Below are 14,892 nucleotides of genomic sequence, written 5' to 3'. Positions count from 1 at the left end.
ATTGTAGTTTCCCGGGGAGGCGGTCCTGCCGAGGCCGGACGCGGCGCCCGGCGTGCCCGGATTCTGCGGCTTTGCCGCCCGCCGATCAAACCCCTCGCGAGTCGCTTCAGGCCTCGCTCAGCCGCACGTAGGTGGCAAGCAGCGCGCTCTTGGCGACCACGCCCAGCAACACCGGGTTGGCGGCGCTCTCGATCAGCGGAAGCCGCTCGCCCAGGTGGTCGAGGAAGCGCTGCAGCGCCTCGCCGAGACCGGTATCGGCAGTGACCGGCTGGATCGCCTGCGAGAGCAGTGCGCCTGCCGTCGTCTCCGGCGGCGCGGTACCGAGCGACGAGAGCGGCACCACCCCGAGGTAGCGGTTGTCCGCGTCCACCACGTACAGGTACTTGACGGGGTACTGCAGGAAAAGCTTGCTCATCGCCTCGCGGTCCGCCTGCGGGCCGACCACGGTTTCGGCCGGCTGCACCAGGTCGCGCATGTGCAGCCCGCGCAGGCGCATCTGGTTGTCGCGCTGGGCGTTGCGATGCAGCGTGATCTCGTACATCGAGCCCGCGTTGGCCGAGCGCGCCACGAAGTACGCGATGACGCTCGCAGCCATCAGCGGCAGCATGACCTGGTAGCTCAGCGTCATCTCGAAAATCATCAATATCGCCATCAGCGGCGCCTGCGTGGCGCCCGCCAGGAAAGCGCCCATGCCGACGATGGCATAGGCGAACGGCGCCGAGCTCGCTGCCGGCCACAGCGCCTGTACGCCCTGGCCGAAGAGCGCGCCGATCATGCAGCCGAAGAAGAGCGCCGGCGTGAACACGCCGCCCACGGCGCCCGAACCGGCCGTCGCCATCGTCGCAACCGCCTTGGCGAGCAGCACCAGCGCGATCAGCGTCCATGCCCATGGCGTGTGCAGCACCGAATTCACCACGCTGTAGCCGTTGCCCCACACCTCCGGCATCGGCACCGACACCGCACCCATGACGAGCCCGCCCAGCGCCAGCCTCCACGGCAGCGCGAGCGGCAGCCGCGAGAACAGCGCCCGGCTGCCCTGCAGCGCGCGCAGGAAGCCCACCGCCGCGAAGCCCAGCAGCACGCCGAGCACGCAGAACAGCACGACCTCGGTGCCGTGGATCTCCGGGAACGGCGGCATCTTGTAAGGCGGCTGGTAGCCCGGCAGCGCCCGCATCGCGACGTTGGCCACCACCGACGCGATGATGATCGGCCCCACGCTCTCCATCGCGATGGAGCCCAGCACGATCTCCGCGACGAAGAAGGCGCCCGCGATGGGCGCGTTGTAGGCGGCCGTCAGGCCGGCCGCCGCGCCGCAGGCCACCAGCAGCCGCAGCCGTTCGGCCGGAAAGCGGAACACCCGCCCGAGCAGCGAGGAGGCCAGCGCCGCCAGCTGCACCATTGAGCCCTCCCGCCCGATCGAGCCGCCGGTGCCGATGCTCACCAGCGACGACGCGCTGCGCGCCAGCGTCTGCGCCACCGGAATGCGCCCGTCGCCGAGCACGATGGCTTCCATGTAGTCCGAAGTGGCGCTGCGCGAAGCCACGCGCTTCGCGAGCACCAGCAGCAGCCCCGCCACCAGCCCGCCCAGGGCGGGGCAGGCGATGCGCGCCCACCATGGCAGCTGCTTCGCCATGGCGACCAGCCCCTGGCCGGGACCGAGCACCAGGTGCTCGAAGGCGAGGAGCGCTGCGCGGAACAGTTCGGTCGCCAGCGTGCCCAGCAGTCCGGCCACGATCGACCACAGAAGCATCGACTGCCAGCCCGAGACACCGAAGAGCCGCTGCAGCGCCGAACGCAGGTTCAGGAAGATCGAGGCGGGCCGCATCATGGTCGTCGATGGTAGCGGGGCCGCAACTTTCGACTTAAGGGGCGCATGGCAGGACATAGAATTCCGCCCGTTGGTGCTCGCGCCGTGGTTCGCACGGCGCAGTTCAACGGGAAGCAGGAGTGGAAGCCCCGGTTCGCACCGGAACAAGGCCGAAGCCGCCTGCGCTGCCCCCGCAACGGTCAAGCAGACGGCGCCGCAAGGCGCCAACACCTTTCCATCGAGCCACTGGGCGCCCTGAAACAGGCGCCTGGGAAGGCGGCAAGGCGTAGTTCTGCCAGCCCGGATACCGGCCAACGAGGCGGCTGCCGCATGCGTCGAGGATCGAATGACGAACGCATGCGCGGCCATTGCGCCCAGGCGCCGGCGGGGAGGCCGGCCAGGGGTATTGACGTTCGTTCGCTTGATTCATGATTTCCCGTGTTTGCTCTTTCCGCGGTAGCGCTCCTGCGCGCCGCTTCCGCCACGCCTGCCTGCCGCTGGCGCTGGTTTCCGCCTTCGGCGGCATGGCCTATGCGCAGGAGGCTTCCACCCTGCGCGAGACGGTGGTCACGGCCAACCGCACGCCTCAGGCGTTGTCGGAGCTCGTGGGAGACGTCTCCGTCGTCGACAGCGAGACCATCGAGCGCAGCGGTGCGACCGGCGTGGCCGACCTGCTTTCGCGCCTGCCCGGCATCGAGATTTCGCGCTCCGGCGGCGTGGGCAACACCACCAGCCTCTTCATCCGCGGCGCCGAGACGCGCTTCACCGCCGTCTACCTCGACGGCGTGCGCATCGATTCGCAATCGACCGGCGGCGCCGGCTGGGAAGGCATTCCGCTGTCGCAGATCGACCGCATCGAGGTGCTGCGCGGCCCGGCCGCCGCTGTCTACGGCTCCGACGCCGTGGGCGGCGTGATCCAGCTCTTCACCAGGCGAGGAGAAGAGGGCGTGTCGCCCTACGCCGGCATCGGCTTCGGCAGCAAGGGGCTGCGCAGGATCGAAGGCGGCGTGAGCGGCAAGTCGGGCCTCTTCGACTACTCCTTCGGCGTGGCGCATGAAGAGAGCAAGGGCTACAACGTGCAGCCCGTGAGCAAGCGCAACGTGACCAAGGACGGCTTCACCAGCCCCGACCGCGACGGCTACAACAGCACTTCGGGCAACGCGAAGCTGGGCTTCCAGATCACGCCCGACCAGCGCATCGAGGCCACGCTGCTTTCCAGCGACATCAAGGCCGGCTACGACGCAACGGTGTCCTACAGGACCAAGCTGCCGTTCCTGTTCGCCAACGACATTTCGAGCAACAAGCTGCAGACCGCCGGCCTGAGCTGGTCGGCCAAGTGGAATGACGTCTACAGCACCCGCGTGCAGGTGACCGACTCGCAGCAGGTCTACAAGACCCAGCCGTCGTTCTACCGTACCGAGACCCGCCTGCGCGGCTACCTCTTCCAGAACGAATTCCGCTTCGGCCCGCACCTCGTTACCGCCACGCTGGAGCGCCGCGAGGACGCCCTGGAGAACGCGCCCACCACCACCTCGAAGCTGCTCGCGCGCGACCGCTCGCAGGACGCGATCTCGCTCGGCTACGGCTTCGTGCAGGGCCCGCACTCGCTGCAGCTGCACGTGCGCCACGACAAGGACAGCGAATTCGGCGGCAAGACCACCGGCAGCGCGGCCTACGGCTACGCCATCACGCCGTCGCTGCGCTTCACGGCCTCGGCAGGCACCGCCTTCCGCGTGCCCACGCTGTACCAGCGCTTCAGCGAATACGGCCTGGCCACGCTCAAGCCCGAATCGAGCCGCAACCTCGAGCTGGGCCTGCAGTACACCGAGGGCGCGACCCAGCTGGGCGTGGTGGCATACGCCAACCGCGTGCAGAACCTGATCGTTTTCGACGGCTCGGCCAAGGGCTGTGCTTCGTCGTTCGGCTGCTACTCCAGCACCGCCCGCGCGCGCTACCAGGGCGTCACGCTCTCGGGCAGCCACCGCATCGGCGACGTCACGCTGCGCGGCTCCCTCGACTTCCAGGATCCGCGCGACCTCGCCACCCACAACCTGCTCGCGCGCCGCGCGCAGCGCCACGCTACCCTGGGCGCCGACTGGCGCATCGCGAGCTGGACGCTGGGCGCGGAGGTGCAGACCTCCAGCCGCCGCTACGACGACGCCGCCAACAGCGTGAAGCTCGGCGGCTACACCGTGCTGAACCTGTCGGCCACCACCCAGCTCACGCGCGACATCAACCTCGTCGCGCGCGTCGACAATGTGGGCAACAAGGACTACCAGTTCGCGCGGCTGTACGCCAATGCCGGCCGTACCGCCTACGTCGGTCTCAAGTGGACGCCTCACTAAGCAGCCAAGCACTCCAGCCGGGCGGCGCCGCCGGTGCCGCGGCGGCCTCCTGCGCCGCCGTGCTGGTGGCCGCCCCGGCCTCGGGGCAGGGCAAGACAACGGTCGCGGCCGCGCTGGCCCGGCTGCACGCGCGCCAGGGCCGGCGAGTCCGCGCCTTCAAGTGCGGGCCCGACTTCCTCGATCCCCACTGGCTGGCGCTCGCCACCGGCGCACCGGTGCATTCGCTCGACCTCTGGATGACGGGCGAAGCCGACTGCCGCGCGCGCCTGCACGCGGCGGCCTCCGAGAGCGACCTGCTGGTCATCGAGGGCGTGATGGGTCTCTTCGACGGCAATCCCAGCGCCGCCGACCTTGCGCAGCGCTTCGGCGTGCCGGTGCTGGCGGTGATCGACGCGCAGGCAATGGCCGGCACCTTCGGCGCGCTGGCCTACGGGCTGCAGAACTTCCGCGACGGGCTGCCTTGGGCCGGTGTGCTGGCGAACCGGGTGGCCAGCGAACGGCACGGCGCCATGCTGCAGGAGGCGCTGCGCGACCCTTCGCAATGGCTGGGCGCCTTGCCGCGCGACGCCCGCTTCACGCTGCCGGAACGGCACCTGGGCCTGGTGGCCGCCACGGAGCTGGGCGATGCGATGTCGCGGCTCGATGCGGCCGCCGACGTGCTGGCCGACACGCCGCTGGGCCGCATGCCCGTCGGCGAGCTGCCGCAGGTGCGCTTCGAGGCCCTTGCATCCGACGAGGCACGAGCCGTGCCGCCATTGCTCGCGGGCCGCACCATCGCGATCGCACGCGATGCAGCGTTCTCGTTCATCTATCCGGCAAACCTCGATGTGCTCGGGGCGCTCGGTGCCGAGTTGAGCTTCTTCTCGCCGCTCGCAGGCGACGCCTTGCCGCCGTGCGACGCCGTCTGGCTGCCTGGCGGCTATCCGGAGCTGCATGCTCCGGCGCTGTCGGCCCGCACGGCGCTGCGCGAATCGCTCGCTGCGCACGTCGCCGCCGGCAAGCCGGTGTGGGCCGAGTGCGGCGGGATGATGGCGCTTTTCGACGAACTGGCTCTTCAGGAAGACGGTGGTGAAGTGCACCGCCTCTGGGGCCTGCTGCCTGGTCGGGTGACCATGCAGAAGCGGCTTTCGGGCCTGGGGCCCCAGCAGCTCTCGCTCGATGGCCACGTCCTGCGCGGACACACCTTCCACTATTCGAGCTGCGAGACACCGCTCGTGCCGGCCGCGCGCACCGCCCGTCCCGGTGCCGCGCAGGCCGTGGGCGCGCGGGCCGGGGAGGCGCTGTACGTGCATGGCCCGGTGCGCGCGAGCTATTTCCATGCGTGGTTCGCCTCCAGTCCGCAAGCCACCGCGCGCCTTTTCGGCGCCATGCCCATCGAGTTGGAGAGCCATGCTGCATTCGACCAAGCCTGAAGCCGTGGTGCACGAGTTCATCCTCGGCGGCCAGAAGAGCGGCAAGTCGCGCCGCGCCGAGCAGCGCGCCGTCGACTGGCTCGCGGCCGGTGCCCGTGCCCGCCGCGCCGTGCTGATCGCGACCGCCCAGGCGTATGACGACGAGATGCAGGAGCGCATCGTGCGCCACCAGGCCGACCGCGCCGAGCGCGTGCCCGGCATGCGGACCATCGAGGAGCCGGTCGAGCTCGCGCGCGCCATCGTCACGCAGAGCACGCCCGAGACGCTGGTGGTGGTCGACTGCCTCACGATGTGGCTGACCAACCTGCTGATGCCGATGCCCATCGAAGACGCCCGCCCCGTGACGCGCACCCCCGCGACGCACATCGCGATGCTGCTGGTCGCGCTGCGCGATGCGCCGGGCCCGGTGGTGCTGGTCGGCAACGAGATCGGCCTGGGCGTGATACCGATGGGCCGCGAGACGCGCGCCTTCGTCGACGCCCTGGGCCGGCTCAACCAGGACGTGGCCGCCGCATGCGGACGCGTCACGCTCATGGCGGCCGGCCTGCCGCTGAGCCTGAAGGCGCCCGCCGCATGAGCATGAAGAAAATCCGCAATCCGCTCGCGGCGATCGGCCTCGTCCTGGTGGCGCTGGCCGCGCATGCGCTCGACGTGGTCGACGAGCGCGGCGTGTCGGTGAGCCTGCCGCAGCCGCCGCAACGCATCGTCACGCTGCTGCCTTCGCTCACCGAGTCGGTCTGCGCGCTCGGGGCCTGCAACCGGCTGGTGGGCGTGGACCGCTACTCCAATTCGCCCGAACAGGTGAAGGCACTGCCGCAGCTCGGCGGCGGCATCGATCCGAACGTGGAGGCCATCGTCGCGCTCAAGCCCGATGCGGTGCTGCTGGCCAAGTCCTCGCGCGTCACGCAGCGGCTGGAGGCACTGGGCATGAAGGTGCTGGTGCTCGAACCCAAGAGCCACGCCGACGTGCGCCGCGTGCTCGACAAGCTCGACCAGGTGCTGGGCACGCACGAGGCAGCGAAGGTCTGGCGCGTGATCGACGCCAGCGTGTCGGCCGCCGCGCAGTCGGTGCCCGCGGGGGCGAAGGGCATGCGCGTGTACTTCGAGGTCAACAGCGCGCCGTATGCGGCGGGCGAGTCGTCCTTCATCGGCGAGACGCTCTCGCGGCTGGGCATGAAGAACATCGTGCCGGCCTCGCTGGGCCCGTTCCCCAAGCTCAACCCCGAGTACGTGGTGCGCGCGAACCCCGACCTCATCATGGTCAGCGTGCGCAGCGCGCAGGGGCTGGAGCAGCGGCCCGGCTGGGCTGGCATCCGCGCGGTGCGCGAAGGCCGCATCTGCCGCTTCAGCGCCGAGCAGTCCGACGTGCTCGTGCGGCCCGGCCCGCGCATGGACGAGGCGGCACGGCTGATGGCGCAGTGCATCGTTGAGAAGGGCGGCAAGCGATGAATGCGGCTGCCGCCAGGCACACGGCCCATCTGCGCCGCGTACTGCTGCTCGGCGCCGGCCTGCTGGTGCTGGGCGCGGCGCTGATGCTGCTGGGCCTGGGCATCGGCAGCACCGGCTTCGAGAGCCTGTTCGCCGCACGCCACGACCCGGTGGCGCTGCAGATCGTGTGGGACATCCGCCTGCCTCGCACGCTCGGCGCCTGGCTGGCGGGCGCGCTGCTGGGGCTGGCCGGCGCGGTGGCGCAGGGGCTCTTTCGCAATCCGCTGGCAGACCCGTACCTGCTGGGCAGCGCCTCCGGCGCCTCGCTCGGCGTGGCGGTGGCGCTGCTGATGTTCGGCGGCTCGGCCGCGAGCATGCAGTGGGTGATGCGGCTCGGGCTCACCGGCGCCGCCTTCCTGGGCGCGGTGCTCGCAGTGATGCTCACGCTGATGCTGGCGCGCGGCGTGCAGCAGACGCTGCGGCTGCTGCTGGCGGGCGTGATCGTCGGCGTGGTGCTCGGTGCGGCGAAGGACCTCATCACCATCGCATCGGCGGACATCCTCCAGGCGATCCAGGGCTTCATTCTCGGCAGCACTGGCCTCGTCGGCTGGAGCGCCTGCGCGGTGATGGCGATGGTCGGCGCGGCCTGCCTGCTCGCGGGCTGGGCGCTGGCGCCGGTGCTCGACGGGTTGGCGCTGGGCGAAGCCACCGCGCGCAGCCTGGGCCTGCCGCTGGGAGCGATGCGCGCGGCGCTGGTGGTGGTGCTGGCGCTGGCCACCGGTGCGGCCGTGGCGCAGACCGGGCTCATCGCCTTCGTCGGCCTGGCGGCGCCGCACCTGGTGCGCTCGGCCGTCAAGACCACGCATGCGCGGCTGATCGTGCTGTCGGCGCTGATGGGCGGGTTGCTGCTGATGGCGGCCGACCTGCTCGCGCGCTGGCTGATCGCGCCGCAGGAACTGCCCGTGGGCGTGCTCACGGCCGTGCTGGGCGGCAGCTACCTGCTGTGGCTGATGCACAGGCGCAGCGCGCGGAGCGGCGTGGCATGAGCCGCAGCAACGACATCGACGCCGCGCTGGAAGCGCACCGGCTGAGCGCCACGCTCGGCGCCAGCGAGGTGCTGCACGGCATCGACCTGAAGCTGCGGGCCGCGCGCTGGACCAGCATCGTCGGCCCGAACGGCGCAGGCAAGTCGACGCTGCTGAAGGCGCTGGCGGGGCTGCTTGCTCATCGCGGCGAAGTGCGGCTCTTCGGCGAGGTGCAGGACAGGGTGCCCGCCCGCGTGCGCGCCCGCCGTCTTTCGTGGCTGGGCCAGAGTGGGACGGGCGAGGGCAGCGCCGACGACCTGATGGTTTACGACGTCGCCATGCTCGGCCGCCTGCCGCACCAGCGCTGGCTCGCCACACCCGGCGCCGCCGACCGCGAGGCCGTCGAGCGCGCACTGCGCAGCACCCAGGCCTGGGACTGGCGCGACCGTCCGCTGGGCCAGCTCTCCGGCGGCGAACGCCAGCGCGTGCTGCTCGCCCGGGCGCTCGCCGTCGAAGCCGAGGCGCTGCTCATGGACGAACCCCTCGCCAACCTCGACCCGCCCCACCAGGCCGACTGGATGAAGATCGTCCGCACCCTCGTCGCCGAGGGCCGCACGGTGGTCAGCGTGCTGCACGAACTGCCGATGGCCCTGGCCGCCGACGAAATGGTGGTGATGGACCAGGGCCGCGTCGTGCACCACGGCACCTGCGACGACCCGGCCACCCATGCCGCGCTGGAGCAGGTCTTCGACCATCGCATCCGCGTGCACCGCGTGGCTGAGCAGTGGATCGCGCTGCCCCTATGAGATGCGGGATCGAACGCGCCCTCTGCGTCCGGCAACCCGCATTCGCCAGCCTTGAAAGACCGACAAATGCAAATTGAGACCCCACCCAGCGAAAAGCCCTACGAGAAGCCGGAAGGCGAGCGCCGCGGCATCGTCATCGTTAACACCGGCGACGGCAAGGGCAAGAGCACGGCCGCATTCGGTCTGGCCTTGCGCGCCCACGGCCGCGGCAAGGCCGTGAAGATCTACCAGTTCATGAAGGTGCCGACCGCGCGCTTCGGCGAGCACCGCATGTTCGAGCAGATCGGCATTCCCATCGAAGGGCTGGGCGACGGCTTCAGCTGGAAGAGCCAGGACCTGGAGCGCTCGGGCCAGCTCGCGCGCGACGGCTGGGAGAAGGCGAAGGCGGCGATCCTCTCGGGCGAGTTCTTCCTCGTGGTGCTCGACGAGATCACCTATCCGCTGATCTACGGCTGGCTGCCGCTCGAAGGCGTGCTCGAAACCCTGCGCGCGCGGCCGAAGCACGTGCACGTGGCGCTCACCGGCCGGCGCTGCCCGCCGGAGATCATCGAGCTGGCCGACACGGTGACCGAGATGACGCTGGTCAAGCACGCCTTCAAGGCCGGCATTCCCGCGCAGCGCGGCATCGAGGATTGACATGGGGCGCGCTCACGCCGACGGGGCACATTCGCGCAGGGGAGTACCCGGTGGCCTGTGCACCCACTCCGAAAGAGCAGCGTGACTACCCCGGCTTTCACCAAAAAAGACAAAGAGGCGGTCTACCGCGCCATCCACGAACGCCGTGACATGCGCCATTTCGCAGGCGGCCAGGTGGAGCCCGACATATTGCGAAGGCTGTTGGAAGCAGCACACCACGCGCCCAGCGTCGGCTTCATGCAGCCCTGGCGCTTCATTCGAATTCGCGGCCAAGCGCTGCGCCAGCAGTTGCACCATGTGGTCGAACAGGAACGCGTGCTTACGGCCCGCGCGCTCGGCGAGCGTGAAGACGAATTCATGCGGCTCAAGGTGCAGGGCCTGCTCGACGCCGCAGAGCTGCTCGTGGTGACTCTGGCGGACGGACGCGAGAAGCACGTGTTCGGCCGCCGCACGCTGCCGCAAATGGACCTGGCCTCGGCCTCCTGTGCCATCCAGAACCTCTGGCTCGCGGCGCGCGCCGAAGGGCTGGGCATGGGCTGGGTGTCGCTGTTCGATCCGGCCGAGGTGTCGGTGCTTCTGGGCCTGCCCGAAGGCGCCGAGCCCATCGCCTTGCTGTGCCTGGGTCCCGTGCACCAGTTCTATGAAGAGCCCATGCTGCAGCGCGAACGCTGGGCGAAGCGCGAACCGCTCGCGTCGCTTGTGTTCGATGAAAGCTGGGGCCTGCCTTCGGACCTGTTCGACAAACCTTCTTCTTCCACGGAGCCGACCTGATGCTGGCCTTCGACACCGTTCTCTTCGAGCTTGCGCGCCTGTTTCTCTGGCCGGTGACGCTGGGCGTGCTGCTTTCTTTCGTCTATGCGGTTTACTGCCTTGGCGCGTTCGCCATCGAGTATCTGCAGCGCCGCCGCGATCCATTGCGCGCGCTGGTGCTGCAACGCCATGTCGCCGCGAGCCAGGAGCAGATGGAACTGGTGGTGCTCAAGCAGCTCGAGGGCGTGCGGCTGTGCAGCCGCGTGGCGCCGATGCTGGGGCTGATCGCCACCATGATCCCGATGGGCCCGGCGCTGGTGGCCGTGGCCTCGGGCGAATCGCAGGGCGTGGCGCAGAGCCTGGCGCCGGCCTTCGCGAGCGTGATCGTGGCGCTGGCCTCCGCCTCGATCACCTTCGTGGTCTACACCGTGCGCCGCCGCTGGCTGATGCGCGAGCTGGTGACGGTGCTCGATGCACGGGACCGCCTCTCATGAGCCGGCGCCAGTTCTCGATATTGAGCAGCCTGGACAGCGACGACGACGACCCGGTGCTCTCCACCATCAACCTGATCGACGTGTTCATGGTGGTGATCGGCATGCTGATGATCGCGGTCATCAACAACCCCATGAACCCTTTCGCGCAGGACAAGGTGACGATCATCCGCAACGAGGGCCAGCCGAACATGGAGATCGTGACGCGCGAGGGCCGCAAGATCACGCGCTTCAAGGCCAGCGGCGCGACCGGGCAGGGCGATGGCGAGAAGGCCGGCACCGCCTGGCGGCTGAAGGACGGGACGATGGTCTACGTGCCGGCCGATGCGGAGCCGGCCGGCTCGGGCGGGAAGTGACCCGGCTTCTTCTTTTTGCCTGGCTCCTCCTCGGCGGGGCGGGATTCCTCCTCCCGGCGCACGCGCAGCCGCAAGGGACGAATCGCGTCGTCGTGCTGAGCACCTCGCTGGTGTCGCCGGCGCGCGTGGTGCGGCTGCAGGCGGCGGCGCGCGAGGCGGGGGTGCCGCTGCAGGTGCTATCGGCGTCGCAGGACTCGCCCGAGGCGCTGGCCGCGGCCATCGACGGGGCCAGCCTGCTCGTGATCGACGCGCCGCACGTCAGCGTGGCGCAGGCCGCCGCCGCGCGGTTCGGCGATGCCGTGTCGCGCAGCACGGTGCCCTATGTGCTGGTCGGCGAGTTCGCGCTGGTGGCCAAGGGCCAGACCACCGCCGCGGCGCCGCTGGCGGCGCAGCGCGGTGTCGATGCCCCATGGGCCCAGCGGCTGCGCGAGTTCTGGCGCTTTCCGGGCGCGGCCAACCTGGTCGCGTCGATGAAGGCGTTGCGGCAGCCGGGCATGATGCAGGGGCTGCCGGAACCCGTACCGCTTCCGCTCGCCGGCATCTACCACCCCGGCTGGCCGCGCGTCGAAACGGACGTGGCAGCCATCGAAATGCTGGCGGGCAGCGGCACGGTCGCCATCGCCGTCAACAGCGCCACGCTGGCCGGCGACGACACCGCCTGGCTCGATGCGCTCATCGCGTCGCTGGAGGCCCGTGGCCTGCGCGCCTATGCCTTCTACGGCCCGCGCCAGCAGAAGGATCTGTTCTTCCGCATGACGCACGACGGCGAACGCCGCGTGGCCGATGCCATCGTCAACGCATCGCTGGTCTTCAGCCCCAACGAGCGCAAGGCCGAGCTGGAGCGCATCGGCGTGCCGGTGCTGCAGACGCTGCCCTCGCTGGCGATGGACGCCGACCAATGGGCGCGGAGCAGGGACGGCCTCGCGCAGACCGACATCGCCTCCTACTACAGCCCGAGCGAGCTGGCCGGCATGACCGACCCGATGCTCGTGAGCGCACGCGATGCGGCGAGCGGCACGCTGCAGCCGCTGCCCGCGCAGATCGACGCCGTGGCCGCTAAGGCCGCCGCGCTGCTGCGGTTGCAGCGCACGCCGCCGGCCGAGCGGCACGTGGCGATGCTGGTCTACAACTACCCGCCGGGCGAGGCCAACTTCGGCGCCTCCTTCCTGAACGTGCCGCGCAGCGTGAGCAACATGCTGGCGGCGATGAAGTCGGCCGGCTACGCCACCGAACTGCCCGGCACCGATGCGCTCATCGCCCAGGTGCAGGCGACGATGCGGGCCTACTACCCGAACCCCGCGGGCCAGGGCGACGAGCTGCAGCCGCTGCTCGACAGGGACCTCGCCGACACGCTGCCGCTGGCCGACTATCTCGCATGGTTCCGCGCGCTGCCGCAGGAAACGCAGCGCCGCATCGAAAGCTACTGGGGCCCGCCCGGTAAGTCGACCATGCTGCGCGCCGTGGCGGGCCAGCAGTCCTTCGTGATCCCGCGCGTGCGCTTCGGCAACGTGGTCGTGCTGCGGCAGCCGCCGCGCTTCGAGCCCGGCACGCAGGTGGTGGGCAAGGCCGGGCAGATCTATCACCGCTCTGCCGTTCCGCTGAGCCACGGCTACCTTGCGACCTATCTCTGGCTGCGCCAGCGCTTCGGCGCCAGCGCGGTGGTGCACGTGGGCACGCACGGCACGGTCGAGTGGTCGGCGGGCAAGGAGCGCGGGCTCTCGGTGCAGGACGATCCGCTGCTCGCGCTCGGCGACCTGCCCAACGTCTATCCCTACATCATGGACAACCTCGGCGAGGCCACCACCGCCAAGCGGCGCGGCCGCGCGACCATGGTGAGCCACTCGACGCCGCTGTTCGCGCCCGCCGGCTTCCGCCCCGGCGTGCAGGAGATGCACGAGCGCATGCACGAGTGGGAGACGCTATCGCCGGGCGCCGTGAAGACCGCACTGGAGAAGCAGCTCGCGGCCGAGTTCGCCGAGCACCGCTACGACCGCGACCTGGGCTGGACGCCCGCGCGCATCCGCGCCGATTTCGCGGGCTTCATCGCCGTGCTGCATCCCTACCTCGACGAGCTCGCGCAGACCGCGCAGCCGCTGGGCCTCGCGACCTTCGGGCAGGCGCCCGACGCGCAGCGCCGGCGCATGACCATCCTGCAGATCCTCGGCAAGCCACTGGTCGAAGCACTCGGCGAGGACATCGACGAGGCTTTCCTGATCGATGCGAAGAGCGTCTCCGCCTCGCGGCCCGCGCGCTGGGTGGAGCAGGCGCTCGTCGACGCGCAGGCCGCGAGCGCCATGGGCAGGACGCCTGCCGACCGGCAGAAGCTGCTGGAGCTGGCCGGGCGCGCGCTAAAGCTCGACGAGGTGCTCGCGCACAACGAGGAAATCGAGGGCCTGCTGACTGCGCTCGACGGCCGCTACCTCAGGTCGAGCTATGGCGGCGACCCGGTGCGCAACCCCGACAGCCTGCCCACCGGGCGCAACCTCTACGGTTTCGACCCGAGCCGCGTGCCCACGCGCGCGGCCTGGGAGACCGGCGTCGCCGCCATGGATGCCTGGATCGCGCAGCACACGAAGACGCATGCCGGCAAGCCGCCCGGGAAGATCGCCTTCACCCTCTGGGCCGGCGAGGCCTCGCGCCACCAGGGCGTGCTGGAGAGCCAGGCCCTCTACGCGATGGGCGTGAAGCCTCGCTGGGACGAGGGCGGGCGCATGGCGGGCATCGAGGTCATTCCCGCGTCGCAGCTGAAGCGGCCGCGCATCGATGTGCTGGTCAGCGTCACCGGCTCCTACCGCGACCAGTTCCCGGCCGTGATGCGCTGGCTCGACGAAGCGGTGCAGCAGGTGTCGGCGCTGCGAGAGCCCGGCAATGCGGTGGCGCGCAACAGCGAGGCGATGGCGCGCAGGCTTCGCTCGGAAGGCACCGCCGCGGACGAGGCGCAGCGCTGGTCGACGGCGCGCGTGTTCTCGAACGAGCAGGGCAGCTACGGCGCCGGGCTGGAGGAAGCCGCGCTCGCAAGCGACGTATGGAAGAAGCAGCAGCGCGGCGGCGGCGACGCGCAGATGGCGCAGCTCTACATGGATCGCATGGGCCACGCCTACGGCAAGGGCCTCGACGGCGCAGCGCGTCCGGGCGCGTATGCCGGCAATCTCGCGCAGGTGGACGCGGCGCTGATGGCGCGCAGCTCCAACCTGTACGGCGTGCTGACCAACGACGATCCGTTCCAGTACCTCGGCGGCATCGCGCAGGCGGTGCGGCATCTCACCGGCAAGGACCCGGCCCTGTACGTGCAGAACCTGCGCGACGGCACCGAGGTGCGCACCGACACGGCGGCCGGGGCCATCGCGCGCGAGATGCAGACGCGCTACCTGCACCCGCAGTGGATCGAGGCGCAGAAGGCCGAGGGCTACAGCGGCACGCTGCAGGTGCTGAAGACCGCGCAGTTCCTCTGGGGCTGGCAGGTCACCGCGCCGCAGGCGGTCCGGCAGGACCAGTGGCAGTCGCTGCACGACGTGTACGTGCGCGACCGCTATGGGCTGGGCACGCGCGAATGGTTGGAAGGCGACAACCGCGCGGCCTTCGCGCAGACCCTGGAGCGCATGCTCGACGCGGTGCGGCTGAACTACTGGAAGCCCGATGCCGCCACGCGGCGCGAGTTGGCGCAGGCCTATGCGCAGGCGGTGCGGGCGACGGGGCTGCGCGAGCGCAATGCGGGCGTGCAGCGCTTCGTGCAGGCGGAGCTGTCGCCGGCTCCGGCTTCTTCGCCCAGGCCGGCTCCGGCGGTCGCGCCCGCGGTGGGGGGGGGGAGGGGGGAAGGCCGCACCCCCGCCCCCCCC

12 protein-coding genes and 1 riboswitch are annotated in these 14,892 nt (G+C 70.5%); of the genes, 11 read left to right on the top strand and 1 reads right to left on the bottom strand.

Translation table 11 applies throughout. The annotated features are described in order from the left end of the window. Positions 1-106 precede the first annotated feature (106 nt). The gene (locus ACTJLF_RS02985) at positions 107-1,828 is read right to left on the bottom strand and encodes a ClcB-like voltage-gated chloride channel protein (RefSeq protein ID WP_440882458.1); all 1,722 of its coding nucleotides are present in this window, start codon (positions 1,826-1,828) and stop codon (positions 107-109) included. 55 nt (positions 1,829-1,883) lie between these two features. Next, positions 1,884-2,137, top strand: a riboswitch (cobalamin riboswitch). Positions 2,138-2,235: 98 nt separating this feature from the next. On the opposite strand from ACTJLF_RS02985, the gene ACTJLF_RS02980 reads away from it, so the two are divergent. The 11 genes from ACTJLF_RS02980 to cobN all read left to right on the top strand — a co-directional run. After that, positions 2,236-4,152 (top strand): TonB-dependent receptor domain-containing protein, encoded by a 1,917-nt coding sequence (locus tag ACTJLF_RS02980; RefSeq protein ID WP_440882457.1) that lies wholly within the window; start codon positions 2,236-2,238, stop codon positions 4,150-4,152. Continuing rightward, on the top strand, positions 4,137-5,564 hold the full coding sequence (locus tag ACTJLF_RS02975; protein WP_440882456.1) for a cobyrinate a,c-diamide synthase: 1,428 nt from the start codon (positions 4,137-4,139) through the stop codon (positions 5,562-5,564). Before ACTJLF_RS02980 ends, ACTJLF_RS02975 begins: the two co-directional genes overlap by 16 nt. Continuing rightward, the gene (locus ACTJLF_RS02970) at positions 5,542-6,141 is read left to right on the top strand and encodes a bifunctional adenosylcobinamide kinase/adenosylcobinamide-phosphate guanylyltransferase (RefSeq protein WP_126182007.1); all 600 of its coding nucleotides are present in this window, start codon (positions 5,542-5,544) and stop codon (positions 6,139-6,141) included. The genes ACTJLF_RS02975 and ACTJLF_RS02970 overlap by 23 nt, the downstream gene beginning before the upstream one ends. Continuing rightward, positions 6,138-7,013 carry an ABC transporter substrate-binding protein gene (locus tag ACTJLF_RS02965; RefSeq protein ID WP_440882455.1) on the top strand — a complete coding sequence of 292 codons (876 nt, stop codon included), beginning with the start codon at positions 6,138-6,140 and terminating at the stop codon, positions 7,011-7,013. Before ACTJLF_RS02970 ends, ACTJLF_RS02965 begins: the two co-directional genes overlap by 4 nt. Then, positions 7,010-8,038: a FecCD family ABC transporter permease gene (locus tag ACTJLF_RS02960; RefSeq protein ID WP_019652371.1), complete on the top strand. Its 1,029-nt coding sequence runs from the start codon at positions 7,010-7,012 to the stop codon at positions 8,036-8,038. Before ACTJLF_RS02965 ends, ACTJLF_RS02960 begins: the two co-directional genes overlap by 4 nt. Beyond that, complete coding sequence (locus ACTJLF_RS02955; protein ID WP_440882454.1) at positions 8,035-8,823, top strand: ABC transporter ATP-binding protein; 789 nt, start codon at positions 8,035-8,037, stop codon at positions 8,821-8,823. The genes ACTJLF_RS02960 and ACTJLF_RS02955 overlap by 4 nt, the downstream gene beginning before the upstream one ends. Positions 8,824-8,889: 66 nt before the next feature. After that, positions 8,890-9,459, top strand: a complete 570-nt coding sequence (gene cobO, locus ACTJLF_RS02950; protein WP_019652373.1) for a cob(I)yrinic acid a,c-diamide adenosyltransferase — start codon at positions 8,890-8,892, stop codon at positions 9,457-9,459. Positions 9,460-9,540: 81 nt separating this feature from the next. Next, the gene (gene bluB, locus ACTJLF_RS02945) at positions 9,541-10,230 is read left to right on the top strand and encodes a 5,6-dimethylbenzimidazole synthase (protein ID WP_440882453.1); all 690 of its coding nucleotides are present in this window, start codon (positions 9,541-9,543) and stop codon (positions 10,228-10,230) included. Next, positions 10,230-10,703 carry a MotA/TolQ/ExbB proton channel family protein gene (locus ACTJLF_RS02940; RefSeq protein WP_440882452.1) on the top strand — a complete coding sequence of 158 codons (474 nt, stop codon included), beginning with the start codon at positions 10,230-10,232 and terminating at the stop codon, positions 10,701-10,703. Before bluB ends, ACTJLF_RS02940 begins: the two co-directional genes overlap by 1 nt. Beyond that, the gene (locus ACTJLF_RS02935; RefSeq protein ID WP_019652376.1) at positions 10,700-11,056 is read left to right on the top strand and encodes a DUF2149 domain-containing protein; all 357 of its coding nucleotides are present in this window, start codon (positions 10,700-10,702) and stop codon (positions 11,054-11,056) included. The genes ACTJLF_RS02940 and ACTJLF_RS02935 overlap by 4 nt, the downstream gene beginning before the upstream one ends. Before the next feature lie 92 nt (positions 11,057-11,148). Beyond that, positions 11,149-14,892, top strand: a 3,744-nt coding sequence (gene cobN, locus ACTJLF_RS02930) for a cobaltochelatase subunit CobN (RefSeq protein WP_440882451.1), incomplete at its 3' end; no start/stop codon positions are given.

This window comes from Variovorax sp. 22077 (assembly GCF_052044195.1).
Lineage (GTDB): Bacteria > Pseudomonadota > Gammaproteobacteria > Burkholderiales > Burkholderiaceae_C > Variovorax > Variovorax atrisoli.
The sequence above is the reverse complement of the archived record's forward strand: the minus strand, read 5'-3'. Positions and strand labels throughout refer to the sequence as shown.

What these genes read in the sequence shown, in the direction of transcription:
- ACTJLF_RS02965 (WP_440882455.1), top strand. Translation starts at nt 6,138, where the DNA reads ATGAGCATGAAGAAAATCCGCAATCCGCTCGCGGCGATCGGCCTCGTC.
- ACTJLF_RS02970 (WP_126182007.1), top strand. Translation starts at nt 5,542, where the DNA reads ATGCTGCATTCGACCAAGCCTGAAGCCGTGGTGCACGAGTTCATCCTC.
- ACTJLF_RS02960 (WP_019652371.1), top strand. Translation starts at nt 7,010, where the DNA reads ATGAATGCGGCTGCCGCCAGGCACACGGCCCATCTGCGCCGCGTACTG.
- ACTJLF_RS02940 (WP_440882452.1), top strand. Translation starts at nt 10,230, where the DNA reads ATGCTGGCCTTCGACACCGTTCTCTTCGAGCTTGCGCGCCTGTTTCTC.
- ACTJLF_RS02980 (WP_440882457.1), top strand. Translation starts at nt 2,236, where the DNA reads ATGATTTCCCGTGTTTGCTCTTTCCGCGGTAGCGCTCCTGCGCGCCGC.
- ACTJLF_RS02985 (WP_440882458.1), bottom strand. Translation starts at nt 1,828, where the DNA reads ATGATGCGGCCCGCCTCGATCTTCCTGAACCTGCGTTCGGCGCTGCAG.
- ACTJLF_RS02955 (WP_440882454.1), top strand. Translation starts at nt 8,035, where the DNA reads ATGAGCCGCAGCAACGACATCGACGCCGCGCTGGAAGCGCACCGGCTG.
- cobO (WP_019652373.1), top strand. Translation starts at nt 8,890, where the DNA reads ATGCAAATTGAGACCCCACCCAGCGAAAAGCCCTACGAGAAGCCGGAA.
- ACTJLF_RS02935 (WP_019652376.1), top strand. Translation starts at nt 10,700, where the DNA reads ATGAGCCGGCGCCAGTTCTCGATATTGAGCAGCCTGGACAGCGACGAC.